An 18643-nucleotide genomic window follows, 5' to 3' on the forward strand; every position below is an offset into this window, starting at 1 on the left:
TATTTGTCTGTATAATTGAGCAAAAAGCGTTATTATGCGGGCGATTAGCAGTTAATATTGATATCTGAGAGCGTTTATTTAGAATAAAGCGTTTCATATTTTTGTGCCGTCAGCGATTGCTACGCTCACAGATTGCGAAATCGCGCGCTAACAATATCCCCTATTTATTCCAACGGCAACCAGTAGCACACGCGTATTTTGCAGCCTGGTTGTCTATTTCTATTTAATCCTAAAGGTGTAACGAATATGGCTACAGATTTACAAGTCACAACCAACAAGCTGTCTAACAAAGAAACTCAGCTAACGGTTAAAGTACCCGTTGAAAAAATTCAAAACAAAGTTGAAGGCCGCATCAGCCAAGTGGCGAAAACCGCCAAGATTGACGGTTTCCGTAAAGGTAAAGTACCGATGTCGCATATCCGTTCACAGTACGGTGCTGGCATTCAACAAGAAGTCATCAACGATGTGATCCGTGATACCGTATTTGAAGCGATCAAATCTGAAGACATCCGTGCTGTTGGCATGCCCAACATCGACGACGTGAAACTAGAAGATGATTTCTTAGTTTATCAAGCGACTGTTGAAATCTTCCCAGAAATCGACGTCCAAGGTATCGATGAAATCGAAGTTGAGCGTCACACAGCGACCGTCAGCGACGAAGACGTTGACACTATGATCGAAAACCTACAAAAGCAGCGTCAAGAGTTCGTTGAGAAAAAAGGCAAAGCGGCCAAAGACAACCAAGTGACCTTTGACTTTGAAGGTTCAATCGACGGCGAAAAATTTGAAGGCGGCTCTGCTGAAGATTTCAAATTGGTTATCGGTAGCAATCAGATGATTCCAGGCTTTGAAGATGGCATCAAAGGTATGAAAGCGGGCGAAGAAAAAGTCATCGATGTGACTTTCCCAGAAGATTACCAAGCTGAAAACTTGGCTGGTAAAGAAGCACAATTTAAAATCAATGTGAAATTGGTTGAAAAATCAAAACTTCCTGAAATCGACGACGAGTTCCTAGAGCTATTCGGCGTAAAAGAAGGCGGCGTTGAGAAATTAAAAGAAGACGTGCGTAAAAACATGGAACGCGAAATCAAAAATGCCGCGCGTAGCCAAGTAAAGCAAGCGACCTTTGATGCGCTACTAGAAAAGAACGAGTTTGACGTACCAAACGCTATGCTAGAGCAAGAAATCGATCGTCAACGCAACATGATGATGCAACGTTTTTCTCAGCAGTTCGGCGCCAATGCAGATAGCTTCGATAAAGACATGCTGCCAAATGAGCTGTTTGAAGAGCAAGCGCTACGTGCTGCCCGTCTTGGCATCATCGTTGCTCGCGTTATCGACACCAAAGGCTTAGAAGTCGACCAAGAGCGTGTTGAAAGCTTTATCAAAGAAGCCGCTGAAAACTACGAAGACCCAGCAGAAGTCATAGAATACTACACCAATGATAAGCAGCAACGCGCTAACATTGAGTCAGTAGTGCTAGAAGACCAAGTGGTCGATTATTTAATCGAGCAAGGCAAAGTAACGGACAAAGAAGTGAGCTACCAAGACCTACTAGCCGCTCAGCAGCAACAAGCGATGTAATAATGTAATTTAGCGTTTTGCCAGTCGATATTGGCTGGTTTAATACCAAGCAATAAAAATGCCCTGACACATTTGTTAGGGCATTTTTATTGCTTGCTGTGCCTGCGCAGACAGAGACTACAAAAAATTGATGTCAGCAATACCGTAGCGTTTTTAAGATATTTTGAATATAGCATTTTTTATAAACAGATTATTCATGCTGCCCTTGATAAGTGCACACAGACGCCTTATTAATAGGGAGTCGTTTATCATTTGTCACATTAAACCGTTACTATTGCTTTGATAAAAAAGTTACCATTGGCTCACTTATTTCTAGCGGCGACCATTATTTATTAGCCACTATTTTATTAGGCATAGCCAATCTGCTTTATTGAGCATATTTTGGTGTCGGATTAATTTAATAAAATAAAATGTATGCGCGAATAGGTTTTATTTTCTAGTAGGTTTTATTGCCAAGCGATAATGTTTACAATGATAATCATCAATAACAATGTAGCCAACAGCTAGCTTCTATTTTTTATCTTATGGACTTATAAACAGGACATCTCTATGACAGATTATGATCGCATCATTGCTAACCCGCATTTTGATATGTTGATGAGTGCGCATGACAATGTACAAAGCACGACTCAAGCCGCATTGGTTCCTATGGTGGTTGAGCAATCAGCGCGCGGTGAACGCTCGTTTGATATTTTCTCACGCCTATTACGTGAGCGCGTTATCTTTTTGACCGGTCAAGTTGAAGACCACATGGCCAATCTTATCGTCGCCCAGCTATTGTTTTTAGAAGCCGAAAACCCTGATAAAGACATTCATTTATATATCAACTCGCCCGGCGGCTCAGTCAGCGCAGGTTTGGCTATTTTTGATACTATGAACTTTATCAAACCTGAAGTCTCAACCATTTGTATGGGCGGCGCGTATAGCATGGGCTCATTCTTACTGGCAGCGGGCGAAAAAGGCAAACGTTATGCCCTCGCCAACTCGCGCGTGATGATTCATCAGCCTTCAGGCGGCGCGCAAGGTCAAGCAACCGATATCGAAATTAATGCGCGTGAAATCCTAAAAACCCGTGCTCGTTTGAATGAGATTTTGGCTGAGCGTACCGGTCAACCGGTAGAGAAAATTGAAAAAGACGTTGAGCGTGACTACTGGTTAGATGCTAAAGAGGCCAAAGAATACGGTTTGGTTGATGAAGTATTAGAGCGTCGCCCCGATTCTTTATAAGCTTTAATTTCTTTATAAGCTTTGATAATAGACGTTTAAAAGACTGTAAAACATCAGTAGCCTAAATGCGCTACGGTAAGTGAGAATGTATCAACCGACCTGCGCTTTGTCGCTGATGTCCATAATCAAAACATTGATAAGCATTAAATTTTAGGAGTGCCTGTATATGGCAGAAGATAACACCCCGCATTGTTCGTTTTGCGGCAAAGAAAAAAGTGAAGTAAAGCAGCTGATTGCCGCTGACGACGCCAATATCTGTAATGAATGTATCGAGCTATGTACGGACCTGATTGCTGATAGCGCCGAAGATGGCGACGACGACAGTGACATTGATACCTCTTGGGTCAATAAAAAACTGCCAACGCCAAAAGAGCTACGTGCCAAGCTTGATGAATATGTCATCGGCCAAGATGCGGCGAAAAAAGCCTTAGCGGTCGCAGTTTATAACCATTATAAACGCCTAAAAGTCAGCCAAACGTTGGCTAGAGATAGCAAAAAAGCCAAAATCGGCGCTGATGACGCCATGGTTGAGTTGGCAAAAAGTAATATCTTGCTGATTGGTCCAACGGGTTCTGGTAAGACCTTGCTTGCGCAAACACTCGCACGCTTACTTGATGTGCCGTTTGCAATGGCCGATGCGACGACCTTGACCGAAGCGGGTTATGTCGGTGAAGATGTTGAAAACATCGTACAAAAGCTCTTGCAAGCCTCTGACTATGATGTCAGCAAAGCTGAGCAAGGCATCATCTATATTGATGAGATTGATAAAATTAGTAAAAAAGGCGACAACCCTTCTATCACTCGCGACGTGTCGGGCGAAGGCGTACAGCAAGCGTTGCTGAAACTTATCGAAGGCACGGTTGCCGCTATCCCGCCACACGGTGGTCGTAAGCATCCACAGCAAGAGCTGATCCAAGTCGATACCAGCAATATCTTGATTATCGTTGGCGGTGCGTTTGCCGGCCTTGATAAAGTCATTCAGCAGCGTACGGAAAAAGGCGGTATTGGTTTTAACGCCGATGTCAGCTCAAAAGATGACAGCCGCCGCAGCTCTGATTTGCTGCAGCAAGTCGAGCCAGAAGATTTAATCAAATTTGGTCTCATTCCTGAATTGATTGGTCGTCTGCCTGTACTTGCAGCGCTACAAGAGCTCGATGAAGAAGCTTTGGTACAGATTTTGACAGAACCGAAAAACGCCTTAGTAAAACAGTATAAATATCTGTTTGAAATGGAAGGCGCTGAGATTGAGTTTACCAAAGAAGCGCTTGATGCGATTGCCAAAAAAGCCATGGAGCGTAAAACCGGTGCCCGTGGTCTGCGCTCTATCGTCGAAAACGCTCTGCTTGAAACCATGTACGAGCTGCCTTCGATGAAAAATGCCAAAACCGTACTCGTTGACGAGCAAGTGATTAACGAAGGCAAAACCCCTAAAATTGCATAAGTGATGATTGGGTAAAAGCACTTCATTGTACTCAATGGTCTATTTATTTAAAAAGCGTCTGATAGTTATTCAGGCGCTTTTTTATGTCTGTGATTTATCATCATAGGCTGGCTAAAAATGACAGCTGCGTTTATCAATCGATAGCAGCCAAAGGGAAAATTCATGCTAAGGTAAAGCGACTTTTATACGTTATCCTTATCGACCAACAAACTCTTCAAATCAATGATACAAAGGACTGTTTATCATGCTTAACCACGTTTCTAGCAATGTCTCAACTATAGCGAATTCACTGCGCCAATATCTACCTTTTCCCTCGCAGCAAGACCACGATATTACCCCTTATTATGCTAATCATGTCGCCGCTATCACTGGCGCAGGTTCTGGCATGGGGCGCGAGCTTGCCTTGCATTTAGCAAAAATGGGCTGCCATCTGGCGTTATCGGATATCAATCCTGAACAATTAGCGCAGACCAAGGAGCTACTGGTCGGCTATGATGTCAAAGTTACTACTACCGTACTCGACGTCTCGGACAATAAAGCTGTCGAAGCGTGGGCGGACAGCGTGATGGCGAAACATAGCAAAGTGAATTTTATCTTTAATAATGCAGGCGTGGCGCTCTACTCTTCCGTTGAAGGCAGCAGTATTGGCGAGCTTGAATGGGTAATGGATATCAATTTTTGGGGCGTGGTTTATGGCACCAAGGCGTTTTTACCCCTAATTAAAAATAGCGTCAAAGAAAGCGAAATTGATACTGGTAAAAAAGACAGCAAGCCACGCCAATTTAACGAACATGGTCATATCATCAATATCTCAAGCCTGTTTGGTTTGACCGCGCAGCCGTCACAATCTGCCTATAACGCCAGTAAATTTGCGGTGCGCGGCTTTACCGAAAGCTTGCGCCAAGAGCTAGACATTCAGCGCTGCGGCGTGTCGGCAACTTCTGTGCATCCCGGCGGTATCAAAACCAATATTGCCAATAGCGCACGCGGTAACGACAGTATCAGCGACCTCGGTATGCGTAGCGGTAGCAAAGCCATTCGTAGCTTTAATAAATTCTTAAAATTCGATGCCAGTAAAGCGGCTTGGATTATTTTACATGCCGCCGCCACCAACCAGCCACGCTGTTTGATTGGCAACGATGCCAAAATGATGGATGCCGTCCAGCGCGTATTCCCGTCTCGTTATGGTCAGGTACTCAATAATATCAACAAATTATCACGTAAATTAAAAGGCAAAAAACGCGCGAAAAGTGCCAACCGTAAAGCGGTATCTACTCATTAATATAGTGGCAAATACACGACGATAAGTTAAATTATTAAAGAAACATTCTTAGCAAAAAGCGCGTGAATACTTCGCTATTCACGCGCTTTTTTAGTAGAAAACAACATATAGTCAAAATATCCTAAAAACGCGACGGTATTGCTGATATATCGATATTACTTCCCACTCACTATAGATACTTTGGTTTGCGCTTCAGCTTTCTTTAACTTGGTTTGTCACGTTATGTTTTATTTTCAATTTAAAATCACTTTACGTATTTGTATTTGATACCATCATGTTACTGATTGATTACCCCGTAGTTTTTGATGAACAAAGTGGCGCGTATACGCAAAGTCATGCTGTCGTTTTTATCTAAACCACAGCATAAGTGCTGCCATCATTGCTGCTAAATTGACACATCGATAGATTTTTATATATTATATTTTAAGATAATGACATTCCAATGAGAAAGTTTTTACGCACTAAGTCTTCTATTTTAGTAGCGTCTATCTTTGCTCTTGGTGCAACCGTTCTCACAGGTTGTGATAATAGTAGTGAAACTAAGGCAGTTGATCGCGTTGAAGAGGCAGCAGCCCTAGCACGCGTCAAGGATCTTGAGGCACGTGCAGACGCCTTAAAAGGTAACATGCCTGCTGCCAATGATATAACTGTAGGCGGCGCTGATGCTGCAAGCGGTAAGCCGTCCATTAAGATGCCAGATGAATCGACCATTCCAGATGATGAGTATGGCGCTGCCGTACGGCGCGATCTATAGCTTGCCAACCATACTGATAAAGAGCTGCCGAATAACGTTGGTAACCAGCTTAACTGTACCAGCTGTCACCTAGGCAATGGCTCAGAAGTGTATGCCGCGCCTTGGAACAATATGCCCAGCGTCTATCCCATTTATAGCTCACGTGCAGGTCGCGTCAATACCATTCAAGAGCGTATTAACGGTTGTTTTGAGCGTTCGATGAATGGTAAAGCACTTGATCTTGATTGAGATGATATGAATGCGATGGTGTCTTATATGAGCTGGTTGTCGCAAGATATGCCATTTGGGGTATCACCTGAAGGTCGCGGTTTTGTAAAAGTGAATAAAGAGTTAGAGCCAAATCCTGAAACCGGCAAAAAGCTGTTTGCAGAAAAATGCAGCGTTTGCCACGGTGCTGATGGCGAAGGTCAATACAATGATGATGGTACTTACCTTTACCCAGCAGTCGCAGGCGACAAGTCTTTTAATGATGGCGCAGGCATGGCGCGTACGTATACCGCTGCGGCCTTTATTAAAGGTAAAATGCCGTTCGGTCAGGGCAATACACTAAGCGATCAAGAAGCGGTCGATATTGCCGCCTACTTTACCCACTTGCCGCGCCCTGTCAAAGCCAATAAAGACAAAGATTGGCCAAATGGCGATGCACCAAAAGATGTGCGTCGTTAATTGAAAAACTTATGAGTTAGACCATAAAAAAACCCAGTTATTGAATAGCTGGGCTTTTTTATCATAGATAGTTAAGACAAATAGTTAGGAAAATTGGCGTGCTTTAGCTTTAGCCTTACTATTCATTTAGGGCAATTTCATATCGCCATCGACCAACCAGCCAAGGCGGCGCATCACGTAAGCGACCACACCAGCAATGAGCGCTGGTAATACAAACATCAATAAGATAATCGCCGTCCACAACTGAGCACTGCTCATGATTTCTTGTGATGCTTCAATGACGCCAAACACCCCAACCAGTCCTGCCGTGCCCATACCAGCACCAGTTGCTGTGCAAGCTAGCCCAAAGCCAACGGTTGCGATAGGACCAACGATGGCGCTGGCAATCACAGCAGGCAATAGTACGAGCGGTTTTTTAAGGACATTAGGAATCTGTAGCATACTGGTGCCCAGCCCTTGGGATATGACACCACTGACGCCGTTGTCTTTAAAACTGGCCACCGCAAAGCCAATCATATGTGCTGCGCAGCCAACTACCGCTGCCCCACCTGCTAAGCCGCCAAGTCCAATAGCGATACAGATAGCCGCGCTTGAGGTCGGTAGCGTCAATAAAATACCCACGACGACTGCTATCACGATACCCATGAGAAGCGGCTGTAATTCAGTCGCTGCTTGAATACCCTGACCAATGGCGTTGACCGCAGCGACGACTGGAGGATTAAGTAGCGCACAGACGATGAGTGCCACCGTACATACCACTAACGGTATCAGCAAAATATCGAGCTTGGTCTTGCCAGCGATCCAAGTACCAGCACGATAAGCAAATACTGAAGCCAAATAAGCACCAATTGGATTGCCAGGCAACGCAACGAAAGTTGCCGGACCTGCCTCTTGCGCGATAAATAAATTGCCCGCCATCAAAGCTTCAGAATGCGCGCCAAGCATCCCTGCAACCAAGCAGCTTAGCATCACCAAAGTTGGTGCTTTTAGGTAGTAGGCGATACCAACACCGATACCTGCGCCCATTAATACTGACGCCAGTTTGCCGACTGCTACCAAGGCTGGCAGGCTTAACCAACCACCAATTTGCGAGATGATAAGGCCAGCGATAAGGGTCACAAACAACCCTAACGCCATGCCGGTAAAAGCATCGATAAAATACTTTTGAAAAAAAGCTTTCATCATACCAACGGGCGCAGTTTCTGAAGGAGTCACAGTCATCATGATGCTCTTATATTGAGTTTGCGGAAAGGAGCTAAGAAACATATCAAAAAAAAGGGATAAAAAAAGCGTCCTCTGACGCTTTCTTTATCAATGCTTTAGGTTTAACGGCGCTGCTCAACGATAATAGAATCAATACCGTTATTTTGCAGGCGCTGCTGAGCAGTGGCAACCGCTTGACGATTATTCATCGGGCGTGAAATCACCTGATAAATAGGCAGGCCATTACTGGTAGTGTTTTTCACCACTTTAGCATCGACACCAGCCATTAGTACTTGAGCACGGCGACGGTCTGCTTCGTCGGCATCACCAAAGCTGTTGATTTGCAAAATATAAGTCGCCGCAGGCTTCGCTGGCTGAATGCTAGCATTACTGGCGTTCGCCGTATTAGCTCTGTTTGCAGCCGTCCCTGTATTCGCGCCTGTATTATTAGCAGCTGGTGTACCATCATAAGTCGCATCTTCTTCGACGATGACAATATCGTCGTCATTACTGCTGTTTGCTGCACTATTCGTATTGTTGCTACGACTAGGCTCAATCGTGGTGCTCTCAGAAATACCAAAGTTACCCGCATCATTATTACTTGGTGTGGTGTTTTCTGGCTGATTGACGACTACATCTGGCTCAAAGTCAGTGATTTGACCGGATTGGCTATTGCTGCCTTCACCAAAGTCTTCATCAGGGATGGTCGCCATCTCTTGATTGGGCAAAATATCATAGAACTCATAATCACCATTGTCGGTATCGGTATCGACCCGTTGCTGAACTTGTCTATCAGCATCTGTGCTCTCACCGCTGCCCGCAGGACTGAAGTTAAACAAGGGTGAAAGGTATAAAAACACCCCAATCATGAGCGTCAATACTGCCCCAACAAACATCCATAATAAGCCTGACACACTACTGGTTTTGCGTTTTTCAGTGGCACCTTTTGGTTTTTTGGCTAACATGGATCTCGTTCTCCCTACTGAATTATCTGTCGTTGTCGAGTTATCGTAATCGAATTGTCTTTATCGAATCAGCACTGTCGATTAGATTAGAATTGAAGAATTATCATCAAATAATGGCTACAGCCGTCTTCCTTTATACTACATGCTAGACGGTGCAGACAAGCCTAATAAGCTCAATCCATTGGCCAATACTTGACGCACGGCTTTAGATAAGCGTAAACGCGCTTGCATCAAATCCATCTCAACTTGGCTTGGCGTTTCACCTGAAGTTAGGCTGACCGGCAAGATGCGATTGCCATCATACCAACCATGAAATAACGCCGCCAACTCTTTTAGATAGTTGGTTAAGATATGCGGTTCATAGCCTGTCGCTGAGCGTAGCAAGGTTGACGGATAAGCGGCAAGTAACTTAATCAATTCTTCTTCACTTGGTGCGACTAGTAACGCTTGCTTTTCAGCGCCAGTAATATCGTCTACTTGCAGACCACTGGTTTCTAGTTTTTCTAACACACGGCAAACCCGGGCATGCGCATACTGAATGTAGTAAACCAAGTTGTCTTTACTTTGCGATTTGGCCAGCTCCAAGTCAAAATCGACGTGCACTTCAGGCTTACGAGCGACGTAATAAAAACGCGCAGCATCGTTACCGACTTCATGGCGCAGCTCACGTAAGGTGACAAATTTGCCCGAGCGCGATGACATTTGCACTTTTTCACTACCGCGCCATAAGGCAACAAACTGTACCAATACCACATCAAGGCGGTCGGCATCGATACCAAGCGCCGTCAATGCCGCTTTTACGCGCGGCACATAACCATGATGGTCAGCGCCCCAAACATTAATGACTTTATCAAAACCGCGATCGAACTTGTTTTTATGATAAGCAATATCAGAGGCGAAATAGGTGCTTTGACCATTGGCACGGCGCACAACGCGATCTTTTTCATCGCCAAAATCAGTCGATTTAAACCAGATATTGCCGTCTTTTTCGTATAAATAGCCTTTTTCATCAAGGATTTGTAAAACAGGCTCAATCTCGCTATCGATGGATCTTTCGCTAAACCAGCACTCATAACGGACACCAAAGTCATTTAAGTCGTCTTTGATATCAGCCAAAATACTGCTCAATGCTGCATTTAAAAACAGCTCATAACCGGCGCCAAGCAAGGCTTTGCTATTGGCAATCAAACCATCGATATGGGCTTCTTTATCGCCTGATAGCAGTACTTTTTCGCCATCATTATTTATTTCAAACTGCGCATCTGCTGCTACGTCCTTTGCAATGTCAGCAAAACTATGAACGTAGCTGTCGCCATGCTGGGTTTTTAGCGTTTGCGCGATATCACTGACATAATCGCCTTGATAGCCATTGACTGGGAAGGTGACTGCCTCGCCGTTGGCCTCTAGATAACGCAAATAAGTACTGGTCGCTAAAATGTCCATTTGGCGTCCGGCGTCATTGACATAATACTCACGCGTGACGTCATAACCAATGGCTTCAAGCAAATTTGCCACGCTCATTCCAAAGGCAGCGCCGCGTCCATGACCGACGTGTAAGCTAGACGTAGGGTTGGCCGAGACAAATTCGACTTGGATTTTTTGACCTTGAAACTGCTTGCTTAAACCAAAGCGTTCTTGCAATTTAAAGATATCGTCTAACACCGCAAATTTGGCTTCGGTATTTAAAAAGACGTTGATAAAACCGGGGCCTGCGATTTCTACTTGACGAATATTTTGATTTTCAGGCAAGGCATTAACGATTTTTTCAGCAAGCTGGCGCGGATTGGCTTTCGCAGCTTTGGCAGCCGTTAGGGCGATATTGCTCGCAAAGTCACCATGACTGGTATCTTTAGTCCGCGTAATTTGGCTGTTGTTTTGCCAATCAGCCGGTAGTTCGCCGTTCGTTTTTAGGACTTCAATGGCACTGTCAAACAGTGAGGCGAGCGTATCGATTTGGGCTTGTGACATAGGACTATAAACTCAGATAAATGAACAAAAAATTGGGGTAATATAAGATAAAACAGAAAAAATAAGTAACCTATAAATATAACAACCTTTAGCTGTTATTGCACTATTTGAACCAAAAATAGCATTAAAATCACCGCTATTATACTAAATATGTAAAAGTGACGAGGCAGCGGCTATTATAGGCTGCCAATACAAGTCTATTTAAGCGGATTGTAGCGTTACTGTTGTTTGACGTTGGTGAAACATTTATAGCAACCTTATTCCGCGTTATAATGGCAACATTAATCTATTACTGCTATAAATGCTGATGCCATTTATAACCATCTATAAAAACAGACCATAGAAAACGCAGCACTTTACACTTTCATTGACAGGACAAAACCATGTTTGCTATTGCTTCTAGTACCGTCACCAGTTGGGGCATGTATATTTTATTGCCCATTTTTATTGCTTTCTTATTCTTTATTATTTGGGATTTATCAAAACAGTCTAACGCTGGACGCGCTGGTACTTTTTGGATGTTTTTAGCGTTAGGTGCAGGCTTTATTGGTTTTATCCTCAAAGTATTGATAGAGATGGCATTTAAACGCTGGTTTATTTAACCAGCCACTCTTGCCAGCTACAAACCGCCAGCGCTATTTTTTTGCAATTAAGGTTGCTCGTTTCGGCGCAGGATACCCTTCGATGGTTTTACTGGCATCACTAGGGTCTAAAAAATCCGCCAATGAATGATACGTCATCCATTCAGTTTTGCGCTGCTCCTCAGTCGATGTAACCGCTACATCGACGCAGCGTACTTCGCTAAACCCCGCTTTTTCTAGCCAGCCAATAAGTGCATCGACCGATGGCAAAAAATAGACATTATTCATCTGTGCATAGCGGTCGTGCGGTACAAGGACAGTATTGGCATCGCCATCGATAACTAAGGTTTCAAGCACCAGCTCACCACCTTTGACTAGCTGCCCTTTTAGCTGTTGTAAATGCTCAAACGGCGACTGGCGATGATAGAGCACGCCCATACTAAATACGGTATCAAATAGCTGGCTATGCTCCGGCAAGGCTTCAAGCGGTACGGGAATATAATGCGTTTTATAATGATCAGCGGCGCCGACAAAATGACGAATAGCCATAAATTGATGATAAAACAAGCACGACGGGTCAATAATGATGACCGTCTCTGCGCCCGCACCTGCCATCCGCCAACCGTGATAACCTGAGCCACCGCCTACATCTAGTACGCGCCGACCTTTTAACGTGCCTAAATGCGGTGCAACCCTTTGCCATTTCCAATCGCTATGCCATTCGGTATCAATCTTAATACCTGACTCATCATCGCCAATTTGACCACCAATTTGAAACGGCCCTTTGCGCCACGGCATTAGCTGCTTTAGTAGCGCTAAGGTTTGTTTGCGCTCAGAGTCACTGAGATTGGCGGCAATCGTTAATACATCATTGTCTAAATCGACATTATTGACTGTTATTTCTGGCAAACGTGCTACCGACGCTTGATAAGCAGGTGCGTGCGCGTAATTGGCTTTATCTTTGATAGCATTAAGCCACGTCGGCAAGCGCGTTAGCCACTCATAAGCGCTCGGCTGCTGCTGCGCCAATGACAGCAAGGTTAAATATAATTCGCGTTCGGCATGAGTGATGGTGTCGTTAAGCATAAAAACAGATTGCCATATGGGGAAAAGATAGAGTAAAAATTTATATTAAAAGTCGAGCCGTTATTACTATCGCGTTTAAATATTATTTAAAGGCCACAATAGAGACAAAGTTTAAAAATTGAAACCACGTCAAATGACGCTCAAAGCCAACTTGCGCTAGACGCGTATGATGCTCATCCAAGGTATCGGTAATCAAAACGTTCTCTAACGCATTGCGTTTGCCGCTGATTTCCATCTCGGTATAACCATTGGCGCGTTTAAAATCATAATAACGCTCAACCAACCACGCATCATACTGCTCATCAAAAGCATGGGTTTTTTCGGTCAATACCAAAATACCACCCTCACTTAATGCGGCATAAATTTTCTCAAGCACTGCCACTCTATCGGCAGCGGGTAAAAATTGCAGCGTCAGATTCAGAATGACCATATCGCATGGCTCAAGCTCGACATCACGAATATCGGCGGTGATGACCTCGATGTTATGCGCGGGATAATTCTCCGTTAATAACGTGCTCGCCTCATTGGTCATCGCGGGTGAAATATCAATCGCCTTAATCTGTAAATCTTGCGGCTCAAACTCGCCTGCCAATGCCATACTTGCCGCACCCAGTGAGCACCCTAAATCATAGATACGGCTGACACGCTGGCCGCTATCATCTTGCTGGCGGTATTTACAGTGGCGACGAGCGAATATCGGCAACATCGCCAGCACTTGACCATAACCGGGTACACTACGGCGAATCATATCAGGAAAACACGCCACCACTTGCTCATCAAAAGAAAAACGCGCCGCTTTATCGAGTGGCGTGGTAAATAAGGTATCGTGCTTTACGGTGTTATTAGTCAGGTTAGTAGGCTTAATTTGGCTCATGGGGTTGCTCGTTTTTTTGATGGTGGGTCGTTTTTTGATAGTGGTTCGTTTTTTAATAATGAAACTTTAATTCTTTAAAAATAAAATATTAATTAAATGGTGAATTGCTCAGTGCTTTAAAGATAGCAAAAGCCCATTATAACATTACTGTTTGTTACTTATCGCGAGCAACTGCCTTGCTAAGCTAAATAGGTAACGCTAATTCTTTATAAAGGCAATATTGAGACATAAAATTAGGATTGAAAGATGAGATATTGCAACCAAATAAAGACCTTAGCGCATCTCTATGACAACAGCTATAATAATAGGAACAATTATGCAAACCATTATCTTAGGCGGTGGCTGCTTTTGGTGCACCGAATCAGTATTTTTATCCGTAAAAGGCGTGCAATCTGTGGTGTCAGGCTATATGGGCGGCGATGCCGTTTCTGCTAACTACGAAGCGGTCTGCGGTGGTGATACCGGACACGTTGAAGTAATCAAGGTTGAATTTGATGAGTCTATCGTACCATTAGAAGTGGTTCTTGATGTGTTTTTTGCCACGCATGATCCCACCACCATGGATCGTCAAGGCAATGATGTCGGCAGCCAATACCGCAGCGTGGTTTTTTATACCGATGAGGCGCAAAAACCAACGGTCGACCGTACTATTAACAAATTACGTGACATGGGCCTTAATGTGGTGACAGAAGTCCATCCTGCTATGGAATTTTACAAAGCTGAAGACGCCCATCAAGATTTCTATAATAGAAACCCGGGTCAAGCCTATTGTAACTTTGCTATTCCGCCAAAACTTGCCAAACTACGCAAAGAATTTAGTGAGTATATGGTGCATTAAACAAGTAACGTAAGTTTTATACGCTATCAAAGCCAAGGGTTAAGACGCTTGGCTTTTTTATTGCATTTAGCGGTATGATAATATCAAACATCTAAAGTATATATAGGTTAGGAATAAAGGTATGGATTCTAAATTTTGGCAACAGCGCTGGCAAGATGGCCGTATTGGCTTTCATAAGTCTAACGTCAATCCTCAACTAACCGAGTATTTTTCTGAACTGGCAGTGCCCATCGGCAGCCAAGTCTTGGTACCTTTATGCGGTAAATCGGTTGATATGGTATGGCTTGCGCACGCAGGCTATGACGTCGTTGGCGTCGAGCTGGTGGAAACGGCTGTGCAAGCGTTCTTTGCTGAGCAAAAGGTTATTCCAACTATTACTGAATTTACGAGCGCTACTGTTAACGCCATTTTAAAACGCTATCAGGGTCAGCTAGCTGGGCAAACCATTACTTTATGGGCAGCAGATATTTTTGCTATTAGCGCAATAGATATAGGCGAGATTAATGCCGTTTATGATAGAGCAGCATTGATAGCCTTGCCAGCAACGATGCGTACTGATTATAGTGCGCAAATAGTTAAGCTTAGCAATCATGCGCCACAACTATTAATCACCCTAAACTATGACCAAAGTAAAAAAGACGGCCCGCCTTTTTCGATTAGTCAGCAGCAGTTACAGCAGTATTATGATACCGACTATAAAATTATCGAGCTTGAAAACCAATCATCAACCCTTAATACGGCATCTGAGCTAGCCGTAACTGAACAAGTTTGGCTATTAAATCCTTCATTCACTCATTAACTGCCGCTAAACAGCAAAAAGGCAAAAAAGCTTGCTTAAGCATGATAGCCAAACCCTCTCTTAACCTCACGCTCACGTCAATTTATAGTAACCGAGTGCTTCGATACCTTTTCTTTACTATTGAGATTGGTTACTCTAAGTTCATACTGCTTAATTCAGCTTTGTTCTCTTTCAATGACTATTTCGATGTTTATAGGATATTTCCATGCATTTTTCTTCGACCTCTACGTTATCGCTACTTAGCATCGCAGTTGGCCTCAGTCTTGCCAGTACTGCGCAAGCGGCTAAACCACCCGCACCAGACTTATCTAATAGCCAGTTTCAGCAGTGCTTAGATGGTTTAAAAAACTCTAGTAAATTCCGCGGCGTCGATAGCTATACGTTTAATAATTATCGTCCAAGCCAGCCTGATCCTAGTGTGATTCAGTCACTCAATTACCAGCCTGAATTTCAAAAAGACGTTTGGGATTATTTGTCTTCGTTGGTAGATAAAGAGCGGGTCGAAGATGGTATTCGCGCAAAGCACCAATGGGCAGATACCTTGCGCCGCATTGAATCGCGCTATGGGGTCAAAGCTGAGCATGTACTGGGCGTATGGGGCGTGGAGTCAAACTTTGGTCAGACATTGGGTAAAAAGCCCTTGTTTGAATCTTTAGCGACGCTGTCATGTTTTGATCGTCGTCAAAGCTACTTCCAAGGCGAATATGCCAATGCGCTAAAAATCGTCCAAAATGGCGATATTGCACCTAGTGATATGACCGGCTCATGGGCAGGTGCATTTGGGCAAACGCAGTTTATGCCAAGTACCTTTTTAGAACTGGCTGTCGATTTCGATGGTGATGGCCGCCGCGACTTGGTTAATAGCGTCCCTGATGCGCTCGCCTCTACTGCCAACTTTTTGGACAAACGTGGTTACCGTACCGGCGAGCCATGGGGTTATGAAGTCAAACTGCCGAGTGGTTTTTGGGGCGCATCAAACCGTAAAGACAAAAAATCTATCAGCCATTGGCGCAATCAAGGGCTGACATTGGCGAACGGCAGCCCTCTGCCTTCTACCTTGGGCAGCGCAGGTTTATTATTACCAGCCGGCACTGATGGCCCAGCATTCTTGGTGGGTAAAAACTTCGACACGTTTTATTCGTATAACGCTTCAGAAAATTATGCTTTAGCGATTGCCCATTTATCAGATTTAATCGCGCGTGAAGACAGCAGCAAAACCGATTTTGTCACTGCCTGGCCGACGGACGACCCTGGTATTAGCCGTCAGCAATCTAAAGATATCCAGCAAGCATTATTAAATGCAGGCTACGATATTGGCGAAGTGGACGGTATCATTGGTGATAATACGCGTGCGGCGATTCAGCAATATCAATCAAGCCATGGCATCTTTCCAGCCGATGGACGCGCCGGACAAAAATTTTATCGCGCCATCGTTGGTAATAGTGCTGCAAGCACTTCCCAATATGGCAATCCGTACGGACAACCAGCAAACAGTCGTCCTTTAAACCCTGCGCCTGCAGATCGTATGGGGCAATTGATTCAACAGCAAACTGGCAGCTCAAACTCTAATCCTTACTCGGTACAGCCGTCTGTGCAGCCAACCGTTAGACCATCAACCTCATCGGGCAATACGCGTTATCGCCGGGTTACCAGTCCTGATGGTACGATAAAGCTTGTACGTGTCGATGAAGGTTCATAATTAGCTAAGCTAAGGAATGATTTATTTAGTATCTACAAGCATGTATTAGCGACTAATAAAAAAGCCACGCAAATGAGCGTGGCTTTTTTATTAAATGAATTGAATAAATTGGAAAAAATACGGTCATCATTCTATTATTTTGTTAAATAATACCTACTAGATAACAGGTGGCGGATTTGGTTTGCCATTATCGCCATCCCAATTTTCGCGGGCTTTGTCATCTAAATCCGCAGGCGTTTTTGGTTTCCATTTACCGTTTTCTTTCCACGTCGCATCACCCCAGTCAGCATCTTCTTCCTTTCTATCCAAGTCCTTATAGGCTTGGGTTGGGTCGATGCCGCGGCGCTTCATATCGGCGACTTGTTCTTCGAGCGTACGAAACTGGTCGGCTTCAAGCATGGTTTCTTCTAAGCTGGTTAGTTCACTATTTAAATTTTTTTTGGCATCACTCATTGTTCGTTCTCCCTAATTATTAAGCATTATTATGTATTTATACGCTTATTATTACGGGTATTGCTCAGCTTCACAACTACAGAGACGTATGCTTTGTATTACAAAGGGTAAGCGCCGGCTTTATAAATGGATTTTTTATCAATGAGAATTATAAATAGAACAGAGAGCGCTTGCCCTAGCTAAGCGGTAAAGTTGGCGCACTAGGAGTGTTGGCGTCAGTGCCTGTCAATAAGCTCTTCGCATAAAAGGTGAGTTTCCAAAGCTCTTGTGACACGCGCGTGCCATAGGTGGTGAGTTGAATCCAGTTAGCCGCCACCAACTGCCGCTGTAATTGGTTTAAGTCATCTTGATAAATCTGACAACGTGCCACCGCGTGAACATTTGGCATGTCATTTTTGATATCTGTTTCAGCTTTGACTGCGATTAAGCGATTAATGGCGCTCTGTAAACCATAGCTTGAAAAGGTAGCCGGTATTTTTATTAAGGCGATGAGCACTTCTTGCCACGATAAAGTCATAGGGCGGGTGACGTCGGTTAAATTACCGCCTTCATAGGCTTGGGCTTTGTACTGAATCTCAAAAGTGTCTGTCAGCACCAGTGGCTTGCTGACACTATCGGCTGCTAAATGATCGGTAACAGCAGGGCGAGATTGGGTAAGTTTGGCTTTCTTGGTAGAAAAGCTCGTGGCCGTTTCTTCGGCCAGTGCCGATTTATTGGCTTTCATCAGCTCGTCGCTCACTCTTACCCAGCCGTCCCCTACTTCATGATTGGCGACCATTTTATAGAAGGCCTGAATGAGTAGCTGCTCGATATCATTTTCTGTTTCATAGTAATAAATCTTATCGGCTTTTTTGGTCACCATGTTGGTGAATTCTTGCAGCTGCCGACTGATATTGACCTCGTTATGATGACTTTTGACCAATATTAACAAGGGTTTGAGCTTGGCTTTGGCATTGAGATAGCTCAAATGCATTTGACTGACACCAGTATTTTGCGCCGTGCCATAGCTATCACCGATTATCATCAGCGCATAATCACAAGCATCGATACACTGGCGACCATATAACGCCGCTTTGGGTAATTTGCTAGAAACGTCATAGGTTAAAAATGCGCGGCCTTGGAAAAACATCGCCACACTGTCTAAAACCAACAGTTGGTCGTTGTCAGCGCATATGACGTGAATATGATAGCGACGGTTTGACACAATCACCTCTAAACTTATT

Annotated in this window: 18 protein-coding genes; 11 read left to right on the plus strand and 7 right to left on the minus strand. The window is 44.1% G+C overall.

What is annotated here, in order from left to right; genetic code table 11:
* The first annotated feature begins 246 nt into the window (after positions 1-246).
* The 7 genes from tig (at position 247) to ACPEGP_RS07760 (ending at position 6954) form a co-directional block, all read left to right on the plus strand.
* The gene (gene tig / locus ACPEGP_RS07730) at positions 247-1584 is read left to right on the plus strand and encodes a trigger factor (protein WP_144297796.1); all 1338 of its coding nucleotides are present in this window, start codon (positions 247-249) and stop codon (positions 1582-1584) included.
* A 549-nt stretch (positions 1585-2133) separates the two neighbouring features.
* Entirely contained in the window at positions 2134-2811 is a 678-nt protein-coding gene (gene clpP, locus ACPEGP_RS07735; protein ID WP_102076664.1) for an ATP-dependent Clp endopeptidase proteolytic subunit ClpP, read from the plus strand.
* A gap of 166 nt (positions 2812-2977) precedes the next feature.
* A complete protein-coding gene (gene clpX, locus ACPEGP_RS07740) occupies positions 2978-4252 on the plus strand; it encodes an ATP-dependent protease ATP-binding subunit ClpX (protein ID WP_068407781.1) in 1275 nt (424 codons plus the stop codon).
* Between the two features lie 244 nt (positions 4253-4496).
* Positions 4497-5534, plus strand: a complete 1038-nt coding sequence (locus tag ACPEGP_RS07745) for an SDR family NAD(P)-dependent oxidoreductase (protein ID WP_423813076.1) — start codon at positions 4497-4499, stop codon at positions 5532-5534.
* A gap of 442 nt (positions 5535-5976) precedes the next feature.
* On the plus strand, positions 5977-6288 hold the full coding sequence (locus ACPEGP_RS07750; RefSeq protein ID WP_423813077.1) for a hypothetical protein: 312 nt from the start codon (positions 5977-5979) through the stop codon (positions 6286-6288).
* Between the two features lie 24 nt (positions 6289-6312).
* The gene (locus ACPEGP_RS07755; RefSeq protein ID WP_423814264.1) at positions 6313-6516 is read left to right on the plus strand and encodes a c-type cytochrome; all 204 of its coding nucleotides are present in this window, start codon (positions 6313-6315) and stop codon (positions 6514-6516) included.
* 27 nt (positions 6517-6543) lie between these two features.
* Positions 6544-6954 carry a c-type cytochrome gene (locus ACPEGP_RS07760; protein WP_423813078.1) on the plus strand — a complete coding sequence of 137 codons (411 nt, stop codon included), beginning with the start codon at positions 6544-6546 and terminating at the stop codon, positions 6952-6954.
* A gap of 126 nt (positions 6955-7080) precedes the next feature.
* Here the strand turns inward: ACPEGP_RS07760 and ACPEGP_RS07765 are convergent, their stop codons facing one another.
* The 3 genes from ACPEGP_RS07765 to argS form a co-directional block, all read right to left on the minus strand.
* Complete coding sequence (locus ACPEGP_RS07765; RefSeq protein ID WP_223808633.1) at positions 7081-8178, minus strand: PTS transporter subunit IIC; 1098 nt, start codon at positions 8176-8178, stop codon at positions 7081-7083.
* A 101-nt stretch (positions 8179-8279) separates the two neighbouring features.
* Positions 8280-9122 (minus strand): SPOR domain-containing protein, encoded by an 843-nt coding sequence (locus ACPEGP_RS07770; RefSeq protein WP_423813079.1) that lies wholly within the window; start codon positions 9120-9122, stop codon positions 8280-8282.
* Positions 9123-9260: 138 nt separating this feature from the next.
* Positions 9261-11090: an arginine--tRNA ligase gene (gene argS, locus ACPEGP_RS07775; RefSeq protein ID WP_423813080.1), complete on the minus strand. Its 1830-nt coding sequence runs from the start codon at positions 11088-11090 to the stop codon at positions 9261-9263.
* Positions 11091-11473: 383 nt separating this feature from the next.
* Between argS and ACPEGP_RS07780 the strand changes: the two genes are divergently transcribed.
* A complete protein-coding gene (locus tag ACPEGP_RS07780) occupies positions 11474-11692 on the plus strand; it encodes a DUF2788 domain-containing protein (RefSeq protein WP_068406984.1) in 219 nt (72 codons plus the stop codon).
* A 33-nt stretch (positions 11693-11725) separates the two neighbouring features.
* On the opposite strand, the gene cmoB is transcribed toward ACPEGP_RS07780, so the two are convergent.
* On the minus strand, positions 11726-12757 hold the full coding sequence (cmoB, locus tag ACPEGP_RS07785; RefSeq protein ID WP_423813081.1) for a tRNA 5-methoxyuridine(34)/uridine 5-oxyacetic acid(34) synthase CmoB: 1032 nt from the start codon (positions 12755-12757) through the stop codon (positions 11726-11728).
* Between the two features lie 82 nt (positions 12758-12839).
* The gene (gene cmoA, locus ACPEGP_RS07790; RefSeq protein ID WP_423813082.1) at positions 12840-13631 is read right to left on the minus strand and encodes a carboxy-S-adenosyl-L-methionine synthase CmoA; all 792 of its coding nucleotides are present in this window, start codon (positions 13629-13631) and stop codon (positions 12840-12842) included.
* A 316-nt stretch (positions 13632-13947) separates the two neighbouring features.
* On the opposite strand from cmoA, the gene msrA reads away from it, so the two are divergent.
* From msrA to ACPEGP_RS07805, 3 genes are all read left to right on the plus strand, one after another.
* Positions 13948-14469, plus strand: a complete 522-nt coding sequence (gene msrA / locus ACPEGP_RS07795) for a peptide-methionine (S)-S-oxide reductase MsrA (RefSeq protein ID WP_144298101.1) — start codon at positions 13948-13950, stop codon at positions 14467-14469.
* A 121-nt stretch (positions 14470-14590) separates the two neighbouring features.
* A complete protein-coding gene (tmpT, locus tag ACPEGP_RS07800; RefSeq protein WP_423813083.1) occupies positions 14591-15268 on the plus strand; it encodes a thiopurine S-methyltransferase in 678 nt (225 codons plus the stop codon).
* A 205-nt stretch (positions 15269-15473) separates the two neighbouring features.
* The gene (locus ACPEGP_RS07805) at positions 15474-16967 is read left to right on the plus strand and encodes a lytic murein transglycosylase (RefSeq protein ID WP_288726297.1); all 1494 of its coding nucleotides are present in this window, start codon (positions 15474-15476) and stop codon (positions 16965-16967) included.
* 156 nt (positions 16968-17123) lie between these two features.
* On the opposite strand, the gene ACPEGP_RS07810 is transcribed toward ACPEGP_RS07805, so the two are convergent.
* Positions 17124-17420, minus strand: a complete 297-nt coding sequence (locus ACPEGP_RS07810; protein ID WP_068406968.1) for a hypothetical protein — start codon at positions 17418-17420, stop codon at positions 17124-17126.
* 175 nt (positions 17421-17595) lie between these two features.
* Positions 17596-18624 carry a DUF4062 domain-containing protein gene (locus tag ACPEGP_RS07815; protein ID WP_227514977.1) on the minus strand — a complete coding sequence of 343 codons (1029 nt, stop codon included), beginning with the start codon at positions 18622-18624 and terminating at the stop codon, positions 17596-17598.
* Between the last annotated feature and the right edge of the window lie 19 nt (positions 18625-18643).

The sequence above is a fragment of the Psychrobacter sp. 219-2-C genome (assembly GCF_049560815.1).
Taxonomy (GTDB): Bacteria; Pseudomonadota; Gammaproteobacteria; order Pseudomonadales; family Moraxellaceae; genus Psychrobacter; species Psychrobacter faecalis.

Coding starts and splice junctions, on each gene's coding strand:
- ACPEGP_RS07765 (WP_223808633.1), bottom strand. CDS start 8,178: ATGATGACTGTGACTCCTTCAGAAACTGCGCCCGTTGGTATGATGAAA.
- msrA (WP_144298101.1), top strand. CDS start 13,948: ATGCAAACCATTATCTTAGGCGGTGGCTGCTTTTGGTGCACCGAATCA.
- ACPEGP_RS07805 (WP_288726297.1), top strand. CDS start 15,474: ATGCATTTTTCTTCGACCTCTACGTTATCGCTACTTAGCATCGCAGTT.
- ACPEGP_RS07750 (WP_423813077.1), top strand. CDS start 5,977: ATGAGAAAGTTTTTACGCACTAAGTCTTCTATTTTAGTAGCGTCTATC.
- clpP (WP_102076664.1), top strand. CDS start 2,134: ATGACAGATTATGATCGCATCATTGCTAACCCGCATTTTGATATGTTG.
- cmoB (WP_423813081.1), bottom strand. CDS start 12,757: ATGCTTAACGACACCATCACTCATGCCGAACGCGAATTATATTTAACC.
- argS (WP_423813080.1), bottom strand. CDS start 11,090: ATGTCACAAGCCCAAATCGATACGCTCGCCTCACTGTTTGACAGTGCC.
- clpX (WP_068407781.1), top strand. CDS start 2,978: ATGGCAGAAGATAACACCCCGCATTGTTCGTTTTGCGGCAAAGAAAAA.
- ACPEGP_RS07760 (WP_423813078.1), top strand. CDS start 6,544: ATGAGCTGGTTGTCGCAAGATATGCCATTTGGGGTATCACCTGAAGGT.
- ACPEGP_RS07770 (WP_423813079.1), bottom strand. CDS start 9,122: ATGTTAGCCAAAAAACCAAAAGGTGCCACTGAAAAACGCAAAACCAGT.
- ACPEGP_RS07780 (WP_068406984.1), top strand. CDS start 11,474: ATGTTTGCTATTGCTTCTAGTACCGTCACCAGTTGGGGCATGTATATT.
- ACPEGP_RS07810 (WP_068406968.1), bottom strand. CDS start 17,420: ATGAGTGATGCCAAAAAAAATTTAAATAGTGAACTAACCAGCTTAGAA.
- ACPEGP_RS07745 (WP_423813076.1), top strand. CDS start 4,497: ATGCTTAACCACGTTTCTAGCAATGTCTCAACTATAGCGAATTCACTG.
- tmpT (WP_423813083.1), top strand. CDS start 14,591: ATGGATTCTAAATTTTGGCAACAGCGCTGGCAAGATGGCCGTATTGGC.
- tig (WP_144297796.1), top strand. CDS start 247: ATGGCTACAGATTTACAAGTCACAACCAACAAGCTGTCTAACAAAGAA.
- cmoA (WP_423813082.1), bottom strand. CDS start 13,631: ATGAGCCAAATTAAGCCTACTAACCTGACTAATAACACCGTAAAGCAC.